Origin of the sequence: Streptococcus infantis, assembly GCF_047464215.1 — a bacterium.
Taxonomy (GTDB): domain Bacteria; phylum Bacillota; class Bacilli; order Lactobacillales; family Streptococcaceae; genus Streptococcus; species Streptococcus infantis_P.
Genome location: NZ_JASHCG010000004.1, coordinates 53,896 through 75,224 on the forward strand (window position 1 = coordinate 53,896; position 21,329 = coordinate 75,224).

The window sequence follows — 21,329 nt, forward strand, 5'->3', positions numbered from 1 at the left end:
AAGGTAACAATCAGGTAAAGGAAATTACTATGATTTTTGATGATTTAAAAAACATTAGCTTTTACAAGGGAATTCATCCTAATCTAGATAAGGCTATTGATTATCTCTATGAGCATCGTAAGGATAGCTTTGAATTAGGCAAATACGAGATTGATGGGGATAAAGTCTTTCTAGTTGTACAGGAAAATGTTCTCAACCAAGATGAAAATGATCGCTTTGAGCATCATAAAAACTATGCAGATTTGCATTTGTTAGTTGAAGGACATGAGTATTCTAGTTACGGTTCTCGTGTAAAAGACGAGGCTGTAGCCTTTGATGAAGCCAGTGATATTGGCTTTGTCCATTGTCACGAACACTACCCACTTTTGTTGGGTTATCACAATTTTGCAATCTTCTTCCCAGGTGAACCTCATCAACCTAATGGTTATGCAGGTATGGAAGATAAAGTTCGCAAATACTTATTTAAAATTTTAATCGATTAGTCAGTTAGGAGGAGCAAACAATGGCACATAAAGGATCTGGATTGATAAAAGCAGCATTCGATACGGATAACTTTCTTATGCGATTTTGTGAGAAAGTGTTAGATATCGTGACGGTCAACCTACTTTTTGTTGTGTCTTGTTTGCCTATTGTGACAATCGGAGTAGCAAAAATTAGTCTCTATCAGACAATCTTCGAAGTTAAGAGTAGTCGTCGTGTTCCTGTTTTTAAAACGTATATGAGAGCCTTTAAGCAAAATTTGAAATTAGGCCTCCAGTTAGGTTTGTTGGAACTAGGAATTTTTCTAATTAGTGTAGTTGACTTGTCTCTATTCTGGGGGCAAACAGGCCTAGGCTTCCAGCTCATTAAAGCCATTTGCTTGGGAATTCTGATATTTTTAACCCTAGTGATGTTGGCTAGCTATCCAATTGCAGCACGCTATGACTTAACTTGGAAAGAAGTTCTTCAAAAGGGCTTGCTCTTGGTAAGCTTTAATTTCGTGTGGTTCTTCTTGATGCTTGCGATTATTTTATTAATCATGATGCTTCTCTATCTATCAGGCTTTACTCTAGTGCTCGGTGGATCAGCATTTCTACTCTTTGGCTTTGGCCTTCTTGCCTTTTGCCAGTCTGGATTAATGGAAAAATTGTTTGCTAAATATCAAGCAGATTGAAAATGATATGAAACTACTTTCAAACATGAAAAGCTATGGGAGATGAATAGAAATTAAAATCTAAGTGGCTTGGATGTATTGAAAGCGCTTTTCACAAGGTGTATACTAAAATAGTAAAAAATCATCTGCTCAGGGCAGAAAATAAGAAATCTTAGGAGAAATCTATGTCAGATTTAAAAAAATATGAAGGCGTCATTCCTGCCTTCTACGCATGTTATGATGATGCGGGCGAAGTAAGCCCAGAACGTACTCGTGCTTTGGTGCAATACTTTATTGATAAAGGTGTTCAAGGACTTTATGTCAACGGTTCTTCAGGTGAATGTATCTACCAAAGCGTAGAAGACCGCAAATTGATCTTGGAAGAAGTCATGGCAGTTGCTAAAGGTAAATTGACAATTATTGCTCACGTGGCTTGCAACAATACTAAAGACAGTATCGAACTTGCTCGTCATGCAGAGAGCTTGGGTGTAGATGCTATCGCAACAATCCCACCAATTTACTTCCGTTTGCCTGAATACTCAGTAGCAAAATATTGGAACGACATCAGTGCAGCAGCACCAAACACAGACTATGTTATCTATAACATTCCTCAATTGGCAGGTGTTGCTTTGACTCCAAGTCTTTACACAGAAATGTTGAAGAACCCACGTGTTATTGGTGTTAAAAACTCTTCAATGCCAGTTCAAGATATCCAAACTTTTGTTAGTCTTGGTGGTGATGATCATATCGTCTTTAATGGTCCAGACGAACAATTCCTTGGTGGCCGTCTCATGGGTGCTAAAGCTGGTATCGGTGGTACTTATGGTGCTATGCCAGAACTCTTCTTGAAACTCAACCAATTGATTGCAGACAAAGACCTAGAAACAGCGCGTGAATTGCAATATGCAATCAACGCTATCATTGGTAAATTGACTGCGGCACATGGAAACATGTACGGCGTTATCAAGGAAGTCTTGAAAATCAATGAAGGACTTAATATCGGATCAGTTCGTTCTCCACTTACACCAGTGACCGAAGAAGATCGTCCAGTTGTAGAAGCAGCTGCGGCATTGATTCGTGAAACTAAGGAGCGTTTCCTCTAATCAATAGGAGGCTTTATGACTAATTACGTTGCAATTGATATTGGTGGAACTAATATCAAATACGGTTTGATTGACCAAGATGGACAACTTGTAGAGTCTCACGAAGTAGCAACTGAGGCTCATAAGGGCGGCCCACATATCTTACAGAAAACAAAAGATATTGTAGCTAGCTATCTAGAAAAAGGTCCAGTGGCAGGTGTGGCTATTTCCTCAGCTGGAATGGTTGACCCGGATAAGGGTGAGATTTTCTATGCAGGTCCACAGATCCCGAATTATGCTGGGACTCAATTTAAAAAAGAAATTGAAGGAAGATTTGGGATTCCATGTGAGATTGAGAACGATGTCAACTGTGCAGGGCTAGCAGAAGCTGTTTCTGGATCTGGAAAAGGTGCAGGAATAACGCTATGTTTGACCATCGGAACAGGTATCGGCGGTTGCTTAATCATTGACGGCCAGATTTTCCATGGATTTAGTAATTCTGCCTGTGAAGTTGGCTATATGCATATGCAAGATGGGGCTTTCCAAGATTTAGCTTCTACAACTGCCTTGGTTGAGTATGTAGCTAAGGCTCATGGTGAAGAAGTAGCCCATTGGAATGGTCGTAGAATTTTCAAAGAAGCTACAGAAGGCAATAAACTCTGTATGGAGGGAATTGACCGTATGGTAGACTATCTTGGGAAAGGTCTTGCTAACATTTGTTATGTTGCCAATCCAGAGGTTGTTATACTAGGTGGTGGTATTATGGGGCAGGAAGCGATTTTGAAACCGAAAATTCGTACAGCTCTGAAAGATGCGCTTGTTCCAAGTTTAGCGGAAAAAACAAGATTAGAGTTTGCGCGTCATCAAAATACTGCGGGTATGCTTGGAGCTTACTATCACTTCAAAACAAAACAATCCTAAGTTGGCCTTGCCAATTTAGGATTTTTTAGTCATAAACAGTAAAATGATCATTTAGTAAAAATCTAGTTAAAACTTTGAAAACCCTTGCATTTTTTAATATAACATAGTATATTTATAATAATGCGAAAACTCTAGAAAAATTCTTGCTAATGGAAGCATTATTTTATTTTTTAAAAATGTAAGCGATTTCTACAATCTTATATTTACTCAAAATAAATAGCTCAGGGAAAGAATTTTAAGTTAGGGAATCAAACAAAAAATGTCGCCAGCTAAAGCTGGGCTTGGGCAGTAGCTGACTGCTCTAGAAGATTAGGAGTATTTGATGAAACAATATTTTTTAGAAAAAGGTAGAATATTTAGTATTCGTAAACTGACTGTTGGTGTTGCTTCTGTCGCAGTTGGTCTTGCTTTTTTTGCGTCTGGTAATGTTTCGGCTAATGAAATCGTAACAGAACCAAAACTTGAAGTAGATAGTCAAGCAAAAGAAGTGGCAGATGTAGATCATGAAAAAGAAGAAGCAGTCAAAGAAGAAGTAACTGAAAAAACAGAACCTGCTGTCGAGAAGGTGGCAGAGGAAGGAAAAACTGCTGAAGTGGCTGGCGATTTACTCCCTGAAGAAATTTCTGATCGTGCTTATCCTGATACTCCAGTGAAAAAAGTCGATACTGCAGCTATTGTATCAGAAAAAGATAGCCCACAAGTAGAGACTAAGAGCGTTTTGAAACCTGCAGAAGCAGCTCCATCTGAAGCTGGAAAAGAAAATAGAGCCATTATCAATGGCGGACAAGACCTTAAGCATATCAATTATGAAGGTCAACCAGCTACATCTGCTACTATGGTTTATTCAATCTTTAGCTCACCTCTGGCAAATGGCGGTAGTCAGCGATACCTTAACTCAGGTTCAGGTATCTTTGTTGCTCCAAATGTCATCTTGACAGTGGCCCACAACTTCTTGGTCAAGGATGCGGATACTAATGCGGGTTCTATCCGTGGTGGTGATACGGCTAAGTTCTATTACAATGTAGGTTCAAATACTGCTAAGAATAATTCTTTGCCAAGCTCAGGAAATACTGTTTTGTTCAAGGAAAAGGACATTCATTTCTGGAATAAAGAAAAATTCGGTGAAGGCTATAAGAATGACCTAGCCTTGGTTGTAGCTCCAGTTCCACTTTCAATTGCAAGTCCAAATAAGGCAGCTACCTTTACTCCTTTAGCAGAACATCGAGAATACAAAGCTGGAGAACCTGTTAGCACCATCGGTTACCCTACAGATTCAACATCTCCAGAATTGAAGGAACCAATTGTTCCTGGTCAATTATATAAGGCGGACGGTGTTGTTAAAGGTACTGAAAAGTATGATGATAAGGGAACAGTTGGTGTCACTTATCGTTTGACTTCTGTATCAGGTCTTTCAGGTGGTGGGATTATCAACGGTGAAGGAAAAGTTATCGGAATTCACCAACGTGGTACTGTCGATAATGCGAACATTGCTGAAAAAGACCGTTTTGGAGGAGGGCTTGTCCTCTCACCAGAACAATTGGCATGGGTCAAAGAAATTATTGACAAGTACGGTGTCAAAGGTTGGTATCAAGGCGATAACGGCAATCGTTATTACTTCACTCCAGAGGGAGAAATGCTCAGAAATAAGACAGCTGTAATCGGTGAAAACAAATATTCCTTCGATGAAAGTGGTGTAGCGACTCTTCTTGAAGGTGTTGATTATGGACGAGTTGTTGTCGAACACCTAGACCAAAATGATAATCCAGTCAAAGAAAACGATACTTTTGTTGAAAAGACAGAAGTTGGAACTCAGTTCGACTATAACTATAAAACAGAAATTGAAAAGACTGACTTCTACAAGAAGAACAAAGACAAATATGAGATTGTCTCAATTGATGGCAAAGCTGTCAACAAGCAATTAAAAGATGCTTGGGGAGATGATTATAGCGTTGTGAGCAAGGCTCCTGCAGGAACTCGCGTCATCAAGGTTGTTTATAAAGTCAATAAAGGTTCCTTCGACATTCGTTACCGCTTGAAAGGTACCGACCAAGAATTAGCAACTGCGACTGTGGATAATAACGATGGTAAAGAATATGAAGTTTCCTTTGTTCATAGATTCCAAGCCAAAGACATTGCAGGCTACCGTGCAGTCAATGCAAGTCAAGAAGCAACAATCCAACATAAAGGAGTGAACCAAGTTATTTTTGAATACGAAAAAATTGAAGATCCAAAACCAGTAACTCCTGCAACTCCAGTAGTGGATTCAAAAGACGAAGAAACAGAAATTGGAAACTATGGACCACTACCAAGCAAGGCTCAATTGGACTACCATAAAGAAGAATTGGCTGCCTTCATCCACTATGGTATGAATACCTACACTAACTCTGAGTGGGGTAACGGTAGAGAAAATCCTCAAAACTTTAATCCAACAAACCTTGATACAGACCAGTGGATTAAGACCTTGAAGGATGCTGGGTTCAAACGAACAATCATGGTTGTCAAACACCACGACGGTTTTGTGATTTATCCATCTAAATACACAGACCACACGGTTGCTGCTAGTCCATGGAAAGATGGTAAGGGAGACCTTCTCGAAGAAATCTCTAAATCAGCGACTAAGTATGACATGAATATGGGTGTTTACCTATCACCATGGGATGCCAACCATCCTAAATATCATGTTGCAACTGAGAAAGAGTACAATGAATACTATCTCAACCAACTCAAGGAAATCCTTGGCAATCCTAAATACGGAAACAATGGTAAATTTATCGAAGTATGGATGGATGGTGCGCGTGGTAGCGGAGCTCAAAAAGTAACTTATACCTTTGATGAGTGGTTCAAGTACATCAAGGAAGCTGAAGGAGATATCGCTATCTTCTCTGCACAACCGACAAGTGTACGTTGGATTGGTAATGAACGTGGTATCGCAGGAGATCCAGTTTGGCATAAGGTCAAGAAAGCTAAAATCACTGATGATGTTCGAAATGACTATCTCAACCACGGAGATCCAGATGGTGATATGTACTCTGTAGGTGAAGCAGACGTTTCTATCCGTTCAGGTTGGTTCTACCATGATAATCAACAACCAAAATCAATCAAAGATTTGATGGATATCTACTTCAAGTCTGTTGGTCGTGGAACGCCACTTCTACTCAATATTCCACCTAATAAAGAAGGTAAATTCGCAGATGCAGATGTCGCTCGTTTGAAAGAATTCCGAGCAACCTTGGATCAAATGTATGCGACTGACTTTGCTAAGGGTGCAACTGTAACTGCAAGCTCTACTCGTAAGAATCACTTGTATCAAACAAGCAACCTAACAGATGGTAAGGATGATACTAGCTGGGCACTAGCAAATGATGCTAAGACAGGTGAATTTACTGTTGATCTTGGTCAAAAGAGACGCTTTGACGTGATTGAACTCAAAGAAGATATCGCTAAAGGTCAGCGTATCTCTGGATTCAAGGTTGAAGTTGAACTCAATGGCCGTTGGGTACCATACGGTGAAGGCTCAACTGTTGGTTATCGTCGCCTTATCCAAGGTCAACCAGTAGAAGCACAAAAGATTCGTGTGACTATTACTGGTGCGCAAGCGACTCCTATTTTGACAAACTTCTCTGTTTATAAAACACCAAGTAGTATCGAGAAAACAGATGGTTACCCTCTTGGATTGGATTACCATTCAAATACAACAGCAGATAAAGCAAATACAACTTGGTATGACGAATCTGAAGGTATCCGCGGAACATCTATGTGGACTAACCAAAAAGATGCAAGCGTAACTTACCGTTTCAACGGAACTAAGGCTTATGTCGTATCTACAGTGGATCCAAACCACGGAGAAATGTCGGTTTACGTTGATGGTCAAAAGGTTGCAGACGTACAAACCAATAATGCAGCTCGTAAACGTAGCCAGATGGTTTATGAAACAGATGACTTAGCTCCAGGTGAACATACCATCAAACTCGTTAACAAAACTGGAAAAGCTATTGCAACTGAAGGTATCTACACGCTCAACAATGCTGGTAAAGGTATGTTTGAGTTGAAAGAAACAACCTATGAAGTTCAAAAAGGCCAACCAGTTACTGTAACCATCAAACGTGTTGGTGGTAGCAAAGGAGTTGCGACAGTTCATGTCGTGACTGAGCCAGGAACAGGGGTTCACGGTAAGGTTTATAAAGATACAACGGCTGATTTGACCTTCCAAGATGGTGAAACAGAAAAGACTTTGACCATTCCTACAATTGACTTTACGGAACAAGCTGATTCAATCTTTGACTTTAAAGTGAAAATGACTAGCGCTTCAGACGATGCCTTGCTTGGATTTGCAACTGAAGCAACTGTTCGAGTAATGAAGGCTGAATTGCTTCAAAAAGATCAAGTAAGTCACGATGATCAGGCCAGTCAACTTGACTATAGCCCAGGTTGGCACCATGAAACCAATTCTTCTGGCAAATACCAAAACACTGAGTCTTGGGCATCATTTGGTCGTTTGACTGAAGAGCAAAAGAAAAATGCAAGCGTAACAGCTTACTTCTATGGAACAGGTCTTGAAATCAAAGGTTTTGTTGATCCTGGACATGGTATCTACAAGGTAACTCTGGATGGTAAAGAACTTGAGTATCAAGATGGTCAAGGAAATGCCTCTGATGTCAATGGCAAGAAGTACTTCAGTGGTACAGCAGCTACACGTCAAGGCGATCAGACTCTCGTTCGTTTGACTGGGCTAGAAGAAGGTTGGCATGCTGTAACCTTGCAATTGGATCCAAAACGAAATGATACCTCTAGAAATATTGGTATCCAAGTTGACCAGTTCATCACTCGTGGTGAAGATAGCGCTCTTTATACCAAAGAAGAATTAGTTCAAGCTATGAAGAACTGGAAGGATGAATTGGCTAAATTTGACCAAACAGCCTTGAAAAACACTCCAGAGGCGCGTCAAGCCTTCAAGTCAAACTTGGACAAATTATCAGAACAACTTTCAGCAAGCACTGTCGATGCGCAAGAGTTGATGCTGACAGCTACAACCTTACAAGCTATCCTTGATAAGGAAGACAACTACGGTTCAGATGACACACCGGCACCAGACCAGCCAGAGGAGCCGAACTACGACAAGGCTATGGCGAGTCTGGCAGAGGCCATCCAAAACAAGACCAAGGAACTTGGCGATGATAAGGAAGCTAAGAAGAAATTAGTTGAGTTGGCCGAACAAGCTCTTACTGCTATCCAGGAAGCTAAGACACAGGATGCAGTAGATAAGGCTTTGGAAAATGCTCTAGCTGGTATTAATCAGCTTCAAGCGACTCCAAAAGAGGATCCAAAACCAGAGCCACCAGCACAGCCGGAAGAGCCTAAGATTGACTACGATAAGGCTATGGCAAGTTTGGCAGAGGCCATCCAAAACAAGAGTAAGGAACTAGGCAACGATAAAGAAGCTAAGAAGAAACTAGTTGAGTTGTCCGAGCAAGCAATCGCAGCGATTGAAGCAGCCAAGACACAGGATGCAGTCGATAAGGCCTTACAAGAATCTCTAACTTCCATCAATCAACTTCAAGCAACTCCGAAAGAGGATCCGAAACCAGAGCCACCAGCACAGCCGGAAGAGCCTAAGATTGACTATGATAAGGCTATGGCAAGCTTGGCAGAAGCTATTCAAAACAAGAGCAAGGAACTAGGCAACGATAAAGAAGCTAAGAAGAAACTAGTCGAGTTATCAGAACAAGCCATCGCAGCGATCGAAGCAGCCAAGACACAGGATGCGGTAGACAAAGCCTTACAAGAATCTCTAACTTCCATCAATCAACTTCAAGCAACTCCGAAAGAGGATCCGAAACCAGAGCCACCAGCACAGCCGGAAGATCCTAAGATTGACTACGATAAGGCTATGGCAAGCTTGGCAGAAGCCATTCAAAACAAGAGCAAGGAACTAGGCAACGATAAAGAAGCTAAGAAGAAACTAGTCGAGTTATCAGAACAAGCCATCGCAGCGATCGAAGCAGCTAAGACACAGGATGCAGTAGACAAAGCCTTGCAAGCAGCTCTAACTTCTATCAATCAGCTTCAAGCGACTCCGAAAGAGGAACCAAAACCAGAAGAACCAAGCAAACCAGAAGAGTCTAAAGTTGACCGCCATAAGGCGATTGCAGAATTGGCTGCAGCAGTCGAGAAAAAAGCTTCTGAACTTGTCGATGATGTAGCTGCACAGGAAAAACTGGTTGAACTTGGAGAGCAAGCCCTTACTGCCATCAGAGATGCTAAGACACAGGATGCAGTAGACAAAACCTTGCAAGCAGCTCTAACTTCTATCAATCAGCTTCAAGCAACTCCGAAAGAGGAAGTAAAACATTCAAATCTTCCGACTGAAGGAGATAAGGTCTTAGTTCAAACGCAACCAAGCCTTGAAGTAACGACAGAATCAATCGCCTTTAATACTGTTCGTCGTGAGAATGCCTTCTTAGCCAAAGGCAAGGAACAAGTTGTTTCAGAGGGCAAAGCAGGTCAAGTAACGACTTATATAGAAGTAGATGGAGACACACGTAAGACAGTTAAGGTTGAACGTGAAGAAGCTCAAGATCGTGTCATCGAAGTTGGTACTTTTGAAGGAACATCTGTGCCAGGTGATGGCGTTAAAGAATTGAGTTTTAGTCAGCCAAGCCTTGAAGTTGTTGAAGAAGCTCTCGGATTTAAGACAGTGAAGCAAGATGATTCAACACTTCCAGAAGGTGAAACTCGAGTAGTTCAGGCTGGTCGTAAAGGTAAAGAACGCGTCAGCATAGAAGTAGCATTGGATGGAAGTCGTACTGAAAAACTTCGCGAAGTTGTGGAAGCACCGCGAGATGAGATTGTGCTAGTCGGAACTAAGAAAGTTGAATCAGGTAAAACAGATCCAGCGATCCATGAAGTAGCAGAGTTCACAGGTGGTGTCAATGGAACAGAAGCAGCTAGTCATGAACTTCCAGAATTTACTGGTGGAGTAAATGGCTCTGAAGCAGTTGTTCGTGGAGAAGATCCAGAGTTCACAGGTGGTGTCAATGGAACAGAAGCAGCTAGTCATGAACTTCCAGAATTTACTGGTGGAGTAAATGGCTCTGAAGCAGTTATTCGTGGAGAAGATCCAGAGTTCACAGGTGGAGTAAATGGTTCAGAAGTGGCTAGTCATGAACTTCCAGAGTTTACTGGTGGTGTCAATGGAGCAGAAGCGGCTAGTCATGAACTTTCAGAGTTTACTGGTAGTGTCAATGGAGCAGAAGCGGCTAGTCATGAACTTTCAGAGTTTACTGGTGGTGTCAATGGAGCAGAAGCGGCTAGTCATGAACTTCCAGAGTTTACTGGTAATGTCAATGGAACAGAAGCGGCTAGTCATGAACTTCCAGAGTTTACTGGTAATGTCAATGGAACAGAAGCAGCTAGTCATGAACTTCCAGAATTTACTGGTAATGTCAATGGAGCAGAAGCAGCTATCCATGATGTTCCAGAGTTTACTGGTAATGTCAATGGAACAGAAGCAGCTATCCATGATGTTCCAGAGTTCACAGGTGGTGTCAATGGAGCAGAGGCAACTGTCCATGAGCTCCCAGAATACAAGGATGAGCAGTCACATGTAGCTCAGGCTATGTCACAAGAAAAGACTTATCAAGCACCTGCAAATCGTCAAGACATTCTCCCTGAAACAGGAGCAAAAGAAACTGCTACCCTTGCAAGCTTGGGAGCTGTAGGAGCACTTCTTGGCTTAGCAGCAATGGGAAAGAAAAAAGAAGACGAATAGAATCTGTCAAACTCAAGAAACACTTTTGAGAAAGTATAGATTTCGTGGGAAGTTATTGCAGAATAGTAGCATTGTTTAAAGAAACTGCTGTAATAACTGTCCAAACTTTAGAGATTGAAACCAATAACTAATCTCAATTATAAAAAGCGAGCAAAACGAGTTTTCTGAGAGTCAGAATTCCGTCTTGTTCGCTTTTTTATATCAAGAATTAGGTGTAGAATTTTATGTTCATAAGTCATTAGTTATAGGATTTGAGCAAACTAATACTCAATGAAAATCAAAGAACAAACTAGGCAGCTAGCTGCAGGTTGCTCAAAGCACAGCTTTGAGGTTGCAGATAAAGCTGACGTGGTTTGAAAGTATAAAAACCAGCGACTTTAATCGCTGGTTACTCATATGATTATTCGCTTGAAAGGGATGAAGGCTTATCTAGATCTTCTATTTCTACGATAGCCATTTAGTTTTTTATTTTCCCAATAACTGTTAAAGATTTTTTCTTTACTTTCACGATCAATTTCTAGGAAATAAGCATAGAGGAGATCAATTAAGATCAACATCGGAAGTTGGGCAGAAATGCGTTGGATATAGGAAGCCTGACTCTGGCTTGCTACCAGTACAGTTTCTGTAAATTTCTGAGTTTCCTTGCTAGGCGTACTCGTAAAAAGAACAGTTTTAGCCCCCATATCTTGAGCGTCAAGTAGACTATCAATGATGGATGGAGTTGTTCCTGAAAGGGAGAAACCAAAGACCAAACATTTTTCGTCGATGATACTAGTTGTCCAGGCGAAACCATCTGGATCTGTCAAAGCCTCACAAACGACACCTAGTCTCATGAAACGTAATTTCATCTCACGCGCAACGAGTCCAGAACTTCCAGTTCCGAAAAAATAGACGCGTTCTGACTGATCAATCATTTGAGCGATGCGCTCCAGTTGGTCATCATCAATCAATTCTTGTGTCATTTCTCGGATGTTTGTATAGCTCCTCAAGACTCTTTGGGTCAAAGGATTCATATCCTGTTGTGGGACTGAAAGGTTGTCAATTTGTTGTAGGTATTTGAAAATGAACTCTCGATAACCCGTAAAACCACATTTTTTGGCAAAGCGAGTGAGAGCGGCCTGTGAAATATGAAGTTTTTGAGTGACCTGCTGAGAAGACAAGTCATCATGAATGGTATCTGCCTGCAAAAAATAGCGGGCAATCTCTTGCTCTAAATCGGTCATTTCTTCAAAGTGAAGATCAATAATCGTAGAGATGTCTTGCTTGTTCATGGGACTCCTTTGTAGCTATTTGTCAAATTTTATTGATAAAAAATCCAGCAAATAATATAGCGCCTACTTCTATTATACCATAGATGCTTTGTTTTGGGATAAAAAGGAAAAGTCTTTTCTTTTTCCATAATTTTCTCATCAAATTATGGTACAATGAAGAGTAAGATTTTGATTAGAAATGAGACTGCTTTGTATGAGAAAATTTAATAGCCATTCGATACCGACTCGGCTTAATTTATTGTTTGCAATCGTTATTTTACTCTTCATGACCATCATTGGTCGCTTGCTCTATATGCAATTCGTAAATAAGGATTTCTATGAAGCCAAGTTAGCGTCTGCTAGCCAAACTAGGGTAACAACGGGTTCTGCTCGTGGAGAAATCTATGACGCAGCTGGAAAACCCTTGGTAGAAAATACCGTCAAACAAGTCGTGGCTTTCACACGAAGTAATAAGATGACGGCTACAGATTTAAAGGATATTTCTACTAAACTTTTAACGTATGTAACAGTTTCCTCTCCAAATTTGACAGAACGTCAGATGGCTGATTATTATCTAGCGGACCCAGCTGTCTATAAAAAAACGGTAGAGGCTCTTCCAAAAGATAAGCGTTTTGACTCAGATGGTAACCAACTTTCTGAATCGGATCTTTATAACAATGCTGTTGAGAGTGTTACCTCTAGCCAAACTAATTATACAGAGGATGAAAAGAAGACTATTTATCTCTTTAGTCAGCTCAATGCAGTTGGAAATTTTGCAACAGGCAATATCCAAACGGATCCCTTAAGCGATACTCAGGTCGCTCAAATTGCTTCTGCCTCTAAAGAGTTACCTGGGATTAGCATCTCGACTTCGTGGGATCGCAAGGTTCTTGAAACCTCTCTGGCCTCTATCGTAGGAAGTGTTTCAAGTGAAAAATCAGGCCTTCCAGCTGAGGAAGTAGATGCCTATCTTAAAAAAGGTTATTCCCTCAATGACCGTGTTGGAACCTCTTACCTTGAGAAACAGTATGAGGAAGTCCTACAAGGGAAACGTACTGTTAAAGAAATCCATCTCGATAAACATGGAGATATGGAGAGCGTAGAAAACATTGAGGAAGGTAGCAAGGGTAAAAACATTAAACTGACCATTGATTTGGCCTTCCAAGATAGTGTGGATAGCCTCTTGAAAAGCTATTTTAATTCTGAGCTTGCTAACGGAGGTGCCCAATATTCAGAAGGTGTCTATGCGGTTGCCCTAAATCCTAAGACAGGAGCTGTTCTAGCCATGTCAGGAATCAAGCACAATCTTGAATCTGGTGAATTGAATCCAGACTCACTCGGAACTGTCACCAATGTCTTTGTTCCAGGATCTGTTGTTAAGGCGGCAACCATCAGTTCAGGTTGGGAAAATGGAGTCTTATCTGGCAACCAAACCTTGACAGACCAACCAATTGTCTTTCAAGGTTCTGCACCAATTAATTCTTGGTATACCCTTTCTTACGGTTCCTTCCCGATTACAGCTGTTGAGGCTTTGGAATATTCATCAAATACCTACATGGTCCAGACAGCTCTTGGAATCATGGGGCAAACCTATCAGCCTAATATGACAGTAGGAACCAGCAATCTTGAGTCTGCTATGGCGAAATTACGTTCAACCTTTGGTGAATACGGTCTGGGAGCTTCTACAGGAATTGATCTACCAGAAGAGTCAACAGGATTTATCCCTAAAGATTATGATTTGGCGAATTATCTAAATAACGCCTTTGGACAGTTCGATAACTATACCCCGATGCAGCTAGCTCAGTATGTAGCAACTATTGCCAATAATGGTGTTCGCTTGGCTCCTCGTATAGTAGAGGGAGTCTATGATAATAATGAGCAAGGCGGTTTAGGAAGTTTGATTCAGCAAACAGCTAGTACCGAAATGAATAAAATCAATATTTCTGAGTCTGACATGTCTATCCTACAACAAGGATTTTACCAGGTATCGCACGGAACAAGTGCACTTACGACAGGTCGTGCCTTTTCAAATGGGGCAGCAGTCTCTATCAGTGGAAAAACCGGTACAGCTGAAAGTTACGTGAACGGCGGACAAAAAGCCAATAATACCAACGCTGTCGCCTATGCACCGACAGATAATCCGCAGATTGCAGTCGCGGTTGTTTTCCCTCACAATACCAACCTAACTAACGGTGTCGGTCCATCTATTGCGCGCGATATTATCAATCTTTACAACCAACACCATCCAATGAACTAGAAAGGAAGCCATGCTTTACCCAACACCTATAGCCAAGCTGATTGACAGCTATTCTAAACTTCCAGGTATCGGGATTAAGACAGCAACCCGACTGGCCTTTTATACCATTGGGATGTCGGATGACGATGTCAATGAATTTGCAAAAAATCTCCTTGCGGCCAAGCGAGAATTGAGCTATTGCTCTGTTTGTGGACGTTTAACAGACGAGGACCCATGTTCTATCTGTACGGATCCTAGTCGTGACCAGACAACTATCCTAGTATTAGAGGATAGCCGAGATGTAGCGGCTATGGAAAATATCCAAGAATACCATGGACTATACCATGTCTTGCACGGCCTCATTTCACCAATGAATGGGATTAGCCCTGACGATATCAATCTTAAAAGTCTCATGACTCGTCTCATGGATAGCGAGGTTTCAGAGGTCATCGTAGCCACCAATGCGACAGCTGATGGTGAGGCGACTTCTATGTATATCTCTCGACTTCTTAAACCTGCAGGGATCAAGGTTACTCGTCTAGCACGAGGTCTAGCAGTGGGAGCTGATATCGAGTATGCGGATGAAGTAACACTCTTAAGAGCCATCGAAAATCGTACCGAACTCTAGTCTATGAGGTTCAATCGCTAAATAATTAGCTAGCAGGTATAAAATATTTAAGAACACAGAGACTGGACTATTTTTCTTCCAGTCTCTTTTCTTGTTTTGTGCTATTCAAGTTTAAAAAAATAGACAAATGTGATATACTAAAAGGCGAGTATTCTAGTAGAAATAGGACAATCATATGAAACAAACAATTATTCTATTATATGGTGGACGCAGTGCAGAGCGTGAAGTGTCTGTCTTGTCAGCTGAGAGTGTCATGCGTGCGGTTAACTATGATCGTTTCACAGTAAAAACCTTCTTTATCAGCCAGTCTGGAGACTTTATCAAAACCCAAGAATTTAGCCAAACTCCTGGGCAGGATGAACGTCTCATGACCAATGAAACGATCGATTGGGACAAGAAAATTGCTCCAAGTGCTATCTATGAAGAAGGCGCAGTGGTCTTTCCAGTTCTTCATGGACCTATGGGAGAAGATGGTTCTGTTCAAGGTTTCTTAGAAGTTCTGAAAATGCCTTATGTTGGCTGTAACATCCTATCTTCAAGCCTTGCTATGGATAAGATTACAACCAAGCGTGTTTTAGAGTCTGCTGGGATTGCCCAAGTTCCTTACGTAGCTATTGTTGAAGGGGATAATTTGGCTTCTAAGATTGCAGAAGTAGAAGAAAAATTAAGTTACCCAGTCTTTACCAAACCATCCAATATGGGCTCTAGTGTTGGTATTTCTAAGTCTGAAAATAAAGAGGAACTTCGCCAAGCTTTAGAGCTTGCCTTCAAGTACGATAGCCGTGTCTTGGTAGAACAGGGAGTCAATGCGCGTGAAATCGAAGTTGGACTTTTAGGAAACTATGATGTCAAGAGCACTCTACCTGGTGAAGTTATCAAGGACGTAGCCTTCTATGACTACGATGCCAAATATATCGACAATAAGATTACTATGGATATTCCAGCCAAGATTAGCGATGATGTGGTAGCAGTCATGCGAAAAAATGCAGAAGTAGCCTTCCGTGCTATTGGTGGACTTGGCTTATCACGTTGCGACTTCTTCTATACAGATAAGGGAGAAGTTTTCCTAAATGAGCTTAACACTATGCCAGGATTTACCCAATGGTCTATGTATCCATTGCTTTGGGACAATATGGGAATTTCTTATCCAGAATTAATTGAACGTTTAGTTGATCTTGCTAAAGAGAGTTTTGACAAGCGTGAAGCGCACCTATTGTAAAGACAGACATAAGGGCGGGGAAGGACTCCTTGCCCCTTTTTAAAGGAGTAAACATGAAACTTACGATTCACGAAGTTGCGCGTCTTGTTGGTGCTAAAAATGACGTATCAGTCTATCCGGATAGTCCGCTAGTTAAGGCAGAATTTGATAGCCGTTTGATTGGACCTGGAGATTTATTTGTGCCACTCAAGGGGGCGCGTGATGGTCATGACTTTATCGAGACGGCTTTTGAAAACGGCGCTACTCTAACCTTATCAGAAAAGGAAGTAGCAAACCATCCTTATGTTTTGGTAGAAGATGTCTTGACTGCCTTTCAAACTCTTGCAGCCTATTACCTTCAAAAGACGGGAGTAGATGTCTTTGCTGTTACAGGTTCGAATGGGAAGACTACTACCAAGGATATGTTGGCTCATTTGCTTTCTACAAGCTACAAAACCTACAAAACGCAAGGGAACTACAATAACGAGATTGGCCTCCCTTACACTGTTCTTCATATGCTAGATGATACTGAAAAGCTGGTCTTGGAAATGGGACAGGATCACCTAGGAGACATCCATCTCCTATCTGAACTAGCTCATCCAAAGACAGCTATCGTGACCTTGATTGGAGAAGCTCATCTGGCTTTCTTTAAGGACCGTTCTGAAATTGCCAAAGGGAAATTGCAAATCGCTGATGGGATGGAAAAGGGTTCCTTACTTTTGGCGCCAGCTGATCCTATTGTAGAGGATTATCTACCTGCTGATCAAAAAGTAGTTCGTTTTGGTTCAGGTGCGGAACTCGAAATTACAGAATTGATTGAGCGTAAGGATAGCTTAACCTTCAAGGCCAATTTCTTAGAGCAGGCTCTTGACTTGCCAGTAACAGGTAAGTACAATGCGACTAATGCCATGATTGCATCTTATGTTGCTCTTCAAGAAGGAGTGACTGAGGAGCAAATCCGTCAAGCCTTCCAAAATCTAGAATTGACCCGCAATCGTACCGAGTGGAAAAAAGCAGCCAACGGTGCGGATATCCTATCAGATGTCTACAATGCAAATCCAACAGCTATGAAGTTGATTTTGGAGACTTTCTCAGCCATCCCAGCCAATGAAGGTGGCAAGAAACTCGCAGTTCTGGCGGATATGAAAGAACTTGGTGATCAGTCTGTTCAACTTCATAATCAGATGATTTTGAGCATTACACCCGATGCCCTTGATACCGTAATTTTCTACGGTGAAGACATTGCTGAATTGGCTCAACTAGCCAGTCAAATGTTCCCAATCGGCCATGTGTACTACTTCAAGAAAACAGCCGATGAGGACCAGTTTGAAGCTATGGTTAAGCAGGTCAAGGAAAGTCTTGGTGCACATGACCAGATTCTGCTTAAAGGTTCGAACTCTATGAATCTAGCCAAGCTAGTAGAAAGCCTAGAAAATGAGCACAACTGATTTCGCCAAAGCTATTCAGAGAATGTTAGCTATCACTGATACTGGGTTGACCTATTCCAAGGATCCTTATGACCGTGAACGTTATGAGGATTTACGTCAGATTTTATGGAGTGTCTTGCAGGATCAAACAGAGCTCAATCAAGAGGAATTGACTGCAATTTTAAAACCAACAGGTAGCTATGCAACTCCCTTGATGGATGTGCGGGCTTGGATTGTTCAAGACCAGAAGATTTGCCTGGTTAGAGGACAAGGAGAGGATACTTGGGCTTTGCCAGGAGGATTTGGTGAAGTTGGCTATTCTCCTAAGGAGAATATTCGGAAAGAAATCCAGGAAGAAACAGGATTTTTTGCAGAAGTAGGTTCTTTATTGGCAGTTTTTGATACCAATCGCTTTCAAATGCAGAGTAAGCAGTATGCCAAGTTTGTATTTGATTGTCGACTATTGGATGGGGACTTTCAAGAAAATCAAGAAGTTGCTGAATTAGGATTTTTCGACATTTCGGCTCTCCCTCCTTTATCTGAAAAAAGAATAACTAAGGAACAAATGGATATTCTATGGCAGGTTTATCAGGGTGAGCGGAAACAATATGTTGATTAGAAGCTTTGTTTTATCTTAAGGCCACTAGCTTCTTTGGAACACAAAAATATAAGAAATAAATATAAGCTAGGCTCTATAAAAATCAGTAAGAGATTGGCTTATATGAAAATGAGGAAAGTTACATGAATTTTTGGGATGCTTTATTTAGCACGCAGCCGACGGAGCCACCCCAATTTGACCTTCTTTGGTATGGAAGTCTATTTACCTTATTAGCATTGACTGTGTTTCTTGCCTATCGTTATGGTGAGAAAAAAGTCTGTCAGCGATTTTTCCAGATTTTACAGGCGGTGCAGTTAATCCTGCTCTACGGATGGTATTTGGTTAATCAGATGCCTTTGACAGAAAGTCTACCCTTTTATCATTGCCGTTTGGCTATGTTTGTAGTGCTTTTGACCCCGGGTGTCTCTAGAGTCAAGCAGTATTTTGCTGTATTGGGAACCTTTGGAACTTTGGCAGCTTTTATTTATCCAGTGCCAGATCCCTATCCCTTCCCCCACATTGCCATTTTGTCCTTTATTTTCGGACACTTAGCCCTTCTTGGAAATTCCTTGATTTATCTCCTGAAGAACTACGATGCTAGTTTACTGGATTTCAAACGAATCCTAATTATCACGTCTTCGCTCAATGCCTTGATTTTCGTGGTTAATTTAGTAACAGGTGGAGATTATGGATTTTTGACAAGACCACCATTGGTTGGAGACCACGGTCGTTTGATCAATTATCTAGTGGTAACGCTATTCTTGACTTGCGCTATTTACTTATTCTCTAAAATTTTTCAAACAATCCTTCAGGAACAGGCAGAAAAAAGGTTGAGAATCTGGCAGAAATAAAAAAATATTTTCCCAATCTCTTGACTTTTATCTGAGAATTTTGATACAATAGTAGACGGTATTGTTTACCCCATTTGTAAGGCCCCGGAACCTTTCAAATACCCCGCGGACCGGAACATCCGCCCTGTAAACAAAAACGATATTCATATAGGAGAAATCATGAACAAAACTACATTCATGGCTAAACCAGGCCAAGTAGAACGCAAATGGTACGTTGTTGACGCAACTGATGTACCTCTTGGACGCCTTTCAGCAGTTGTTGCTAGCGTACTTCGCGGAAAAAACAAACCAACATTCACACCACACACTGATACAGGTGACTTCGTAATCGTTATCAATGCTGAAAAAGTTAAATTGACTGGTAAAAAAGCATCTGATAAGATCTACTACACTCACTCAAACCACCCAGGTGGATTGAAATCAATCTCTGCTGGTGAACTTCGTTCTAAAAATGCAGTACGTTTGATCGAGAAATCAGTTAAAGGTATGCTTCCACACAATACTCTTGGCCGCGCTCAAGGTATGAAATTGAAAGTATTCGTTGGAGCTGAGCACACTCACGCTGCACAACAACCAGAAGTTCTTGATATTTCAGGACTTATCTAAGGAAAGGAACAATAAAGTATGTCACAAGCACAATATGCAGGTACTGGACGTCGTAAAAACGCTGTTGCACGCGTTCGCCTTGTTCCAGGAACTGGTAAAATCACTGTTAACAAAAAAGATGTTGAAGAGTACATCCCACACGCTGACCTTCGTCTTGTCATCAACCAACCATTCGCAGTTACTTCAACTGTAGGTTCATACGACGTTTTCGTTAACGTTGTAGGTGGTGGATACGCTGGTCAATCAGGAGCTATCCGTCACGGTATCGCTCGTGCCCTTCTTCAAGTAGACCCAGACTTCCGCGATTCATTGAAACGCGCAGGACTTCTTACACGTGACTCACGTAAAGTTGAACGTAAGAAACCAGGTCTTAAGAAAGCTCGTAAAGCTAGCCAGTTCTCAAAACGTTAATCGAACCGATTATATCAACGTTTCAAAGCACTCAAAAGTTTACCTTATGGGTGCTTTTTTCGTGTTTTTTTGAAAAGTTTACCTTATTTTTACCTTATTGTTTTAGAGACTTTAAAGCAAATTCACCTACTGTCATAGGAACTACATTAGAAGTGTTGACATAAGTCTTTGTTGTAATCGTGTCACTATGCGTTAGTGCTTTATAGATTCCATAGTTTAATCCAGTTTTAGCTATTTTATTTTCTCCTTTATTTTGTTATTTTTTGAGTACTAGCTTCTCAGTAAAAACATTGAGAGCAGGTACCACAGAATTTCCATTCAGCGAAGTGTCCGATAAGAAAATAGGATTAACTGCTTCAACAAGAGCATCTTCTGGAAAGACTGTTGTAGAAGCCGTTGTAATAACGTGGAAGGCACCATGAGTTTCACTATTTAAAATATGTCTTTGGTACTTTCCTTCCTTACCAAAGACATACGTGGAGCATTCCCCAATTTTTCGTAGTAAGCAGTGCCGATAAATTTTGGTAGCATGACAAGTGTTTCTGGGATCATAAGAGCTTCCTTTCTGAGTGTAAAATAAAAAGAGTTAAGCTAGTTGCTTCATTCTTGAGTAGTAATGAGTAAAAAGTTTTCGTTTAAACATTCTAGTATAGAATTCCACTTCAGCATGAGAAAATCCTGTAACAAGTGATTTCTTTGCTAAAGACTCTAAGTTATTCAAAGCTTGAGTGTATAGTTGTGCGATTAGTTTATCAGATGAACTGAAGATTCTATAAGTAAATGTGTAATTATCGTAAAGTCTTTGACATGTAGTGCGAAAAAAGTTTGTCATAGTTTCCTCCTTTATTGTAAAAGTAAAAAAGCTACTAAGAAAAAGAATACATAGTAGCTTTAGAGTGAGTCTATCGAGGTAGATAGACAGCAGTAAAGAAAAGTTATTTGGTTGAAGGAACTCTCCTTCACGGTGGCAACGTTTAGCAAGGTGCTTTGCATCAATTACCATAGCTTTCCCAGCTAATCTCAATAGGTAGTCATTATCATACCCATTGGGTTACCTTACGCCCTTTGGCGAAGCCAGTTCACTTTACTATTCGGAAAAGTGCGAAAGTCCGAAATTCGTGGAAGCCCACAAAAATGTTTTATATCTTCACTTCAACCATTTAGGGACTTGACTTTTCTTTCCAAAACAATTACAATAAAGGCACGAAGTTTAGTGTAGTT

14 protein-coding genes and 1 pseudogene are annotated in these 21,329 nt (G+C 40.9%); 13 read left to right on the top strand and 2 right to left on the bottom strand.

The window, feature by feature from the left end; translation table 11 throughout:
- Positions 1 to 29 precede the first annotated feature (29 nt).
- From QM469_RS03560 to QM469_RS03580, 5 genes are all read left to right on the top strand, one after another.
- On the top strand, positions 30 to 482 hold the full coding sequence (locus tag QM469_RS03560; protein ID WP_049548140.1) for a YhcH/YjgK/YiaL family protein: 453 nt from the start codon (positions 30 to 32) through the stop codon (positions 480 to 482).
- 20 nt (positions 483 to 502) lie between these two features.
- On the top strand, positions 503 to 1,153 hold the full coding sequence (locus tag QM469_RS03565) for a DUF624 domain-containing protein (RefSeq protein WP_414276785.1): 651 nt from the start codon (positions 503 to 505) through the stop codon (positions 1,151 to 1,153).
- Between the two features lie 164 nt (positions 1,154 to 1,317).
- Entirely contained in the window at positions 1,318 to 2,235 is a 918-nt protein-coding gene (locus tag QM469_RS03570; protein ID WP_049529758.1) for a dihydrodipicolinate synthase family protein, read from the top strand.
- A gap of 15 nt (positions 2,236 to 2,250) precedes the next feature.
- The gene (locus tag QM469_RS03575; RefSeq protein ID WP_414276784.1) at positions 2,251 to 3,135 is read left to right on the top strand and encodes an ROK family protein; all 885 of its coding nucleotides are present in this window, start codon (positions 2,251 to 2,253) and stop codon (positions 3,133 to 3,135) included.
- A 322-nt stretch (positions 3,136 to 3,457) separates the two neighbouring features.
- Positions 3,458 to 10,903 carry an SIALI-17 repeat-containing surface protein gene (locus tag QM469_RS03580; protein ID WP_414286091.1) on the top strand — a complete coding sequence of 2,482 codons (7,446 nt, stop codon included), beginning with the start codon at positions 3,458 to 3,460 and terminating at the stop codon, positions 10,901 to 10,903.
- A gap of 425 nt (positions 10,904 to 11,328) precedes the next feature.
- Here QM469_RS03580 and QM469_RS03585 read toward each other — a convergent pair whose 3' ends face one another.
- Entirely contained in the window at positions 11,329 to 12,174 is an 846-nt protein-coding gene (locus QM469_RS03585) for a MurR/RpiR family transcriptional regulator (protein WP_414276476.1), read from the bottom strand.
- 178 nt (positions 12,175 to 12,352) lie between these two features.
- On the opposite strand from QM469_RS03585, the gene pbp2b reads away from it, so the two are divergent.
- From pbp2b to rpsI, 8 genes are all read left to right on the top strand, one after another.
- Positions 12,353 to 14,410, top strand: a complete 2,058-nt coding sequence (pbp2b, locus tag QM469_RS03590; protein WP_414276475.1) for a penicillin-binding protein PBP2B — start codon at positions 12,353 to 12,355, stop codon at positions 14,408 to 14,410.
- Positions 14,411 to 14,420: 10 nt separating this feature from the next.
- A complete protein-coding gene (gene recR, locus QM469_RS03595; protein ID WP_414276474.1) occupies positions 14,421 to 15,017 on the top strand; it encodes a recombination mediator RecR in 597 nt (198 codons plus the stop codon).
- A 175-nt stretch (positions 15,018 to 15,192) separates the two neighbouring features.
- Positions 15,193 to 16,236 (top strand): D-alanine--D-alanine ligase, encoded by a 1,044-nt coding sequence (locus QM469_RS03600; protein WP_414276473.1) that lies wholly within the window; start codon positions 15,193 to 15,195, stop codon positions 16,234 to 16,236.
- Between the two features lie 53 nt (positions 16,237 to 16,289).
- Complete coding sequence (locus tag QM469_RS03605) at positions 16,290 to 17,663, top strand: UDP-N-acetylmuramoyl-tripeptide--D-alanyl-D-alanine ligase (protein ID WP_414276472.1); 1,374 nt, start codon at positions 16,290 to 16,292, stop codon at positions 17,661 to 17,663.
- Positions 17,650 to 18,261 carry an NUDIX hydrolase gene (locus QM469_RS03610; protein ID WP_414276471.1) on the top strand — a complete coding sequence of 204 codons (612 nt, stop codon included), beginning with the start codon at positions 17,650 to 17,652 and terminating at the stop codon, positions 18,259 to 18,261. The genes QM469_RS03605 and QM469_RS03610 overlap by 14 nt, the downstream gene beginning before the upstream one ends.
- A 122-nt stretch (positions 18,262 to 18,383) precedes the next feature.
- Positions 18,384 to 19,091 (top strand): TIGR02206 family membrane protein, encoded by a 708-nt coding sequence (locus QM469_RS03615; protein ID WP_414276470.1) that lies wholly within the window; start codon positions 18,384 to 18,386, stop codon positions 19,089 to 19,091.
- A 159-nt stretch (positions 19,092 to 19,250) separates the two neighbouring features.
- Positions 19,251 to 19,697 (top strand): 50S ribosomal protein L13, encoded by a 447-nt coding sequence (gene rplM, locus QM469_RS03620; protein WP_001044622.1) that lies wholly within the window; start codon positions 19,251 to 19,253, stop codon positions 19,695 to 19,697.
- Between the two features lie 18 nt (positions 19,698 to 19,715).
- Entirely contained in the window at positions 19,716 to 20,108 is a 393-nt protein-coding gene (rpsI, locus tag QM469_RS03625) for a 30S ribosomal protein S9 (protein WP_000075973.1), read from the top strand.
- 256 nt (positions 20,109 to 20,364) lie between these two features.
- Here the strand turns inward: rpsI and QM469_RS03630 are convergent.
- Positions 20,365 to 20,660 (bottom strand): annotated as a pseudogene (locus tag QM469_RS03630) (cytoplasmic protein).
- Positions 20,661 to 21,329: the final 669 nt, after the last annotated feature.

Coding starts and splice junctions, on each gene's coding strand:
- QM469_RS03560 (WP_049548140.1), top strand. CDS start 30: ATGATTTTTGATGATTTAAAAAACATTAGCTTTTACAAGGGAATTCAT.
- QM469_RS03565 (WP_414276785.1), top strand. CDS start 503: ATGGCACATAAAGGATCTGGATTGATAAAAGCAGCATTCGATACGGAT.
- QM469_RS03570 (WP_049529758.1), top strand. CDS start 1,318: ATGTCAGATTTAAAAAAATATGAAGGCGTCATTCCTGCCTTCTACGCA.
- QM469_RS03575 (WP_414276784.1), top strand. CDS start 2,251: ATGACTAATTACGTTGCAATTGATATTGGTGGAACTAATATCAAATAC.
- QM469_RS03580 (WP_414286091.1), top strand. CDS start 3,458: ATGAAACAATATTTTTTAGAAAAAGGTAGAATATTTAGTATTCGTAAA.
- QM469_RS03585 (WP_414276476.1), bottom strand. CDS start 12,174: ATGAACAAGCAAGACATCTCTACGATTATTGATCTTCACTTTGAAGAA.
- pbp2b (WP_414276475.1), top strand. CDS start 12,353: ATGAGACTGCTTTGTATGAGAAAATTTAATAGCCATTCGATACCGACT.
- recR (WP_414276474.1), top strand. CDS start 14,421: ATGCTTTACCCAACACCTATAGCCAAGCTGATTGACAGCTATTCTAAA.
- QM469_RS03600 (WP_414276473.1), top strand. CDS start 15,193: ATGAAACAAACAATTATTCTATTATATGGTGGACGCAGTGCAGAGCGT.
- QM469_RS03605 (WP_414276472.1), top strand. CDS start 16,290: ATGAAACTTACGATTCACGAAGTTGCGCGTCTTGTTGGTGCTAAAAAT.
- QM469_RS03610 (WP_414276471.1), top strand. CDS start 17,650: ATGAGCACAACTGATTTCGCCAAAGCTATTCAGAGAATGTTAGCTATC.
- QM469_RS03615 (WP_414276470.1), top strand. CDS start 18,384: ATGAATTTTTGGGATGCTTTATTTAGCACGCAGCCGACGGAGCCACCC.
- rplM (WP_001044622.1), top strand. CDS start 19,251: ATGAACAAAACTACATTCATGGCTAAACCAGGCCAAGTAGAACGCAAA.
- rpsI (WP_000075973.1), top strand. CDS start 19,716: ATGTCACAAGCACAATATGCAGGTACTGGACGTCGTAAAAACGCTGTT.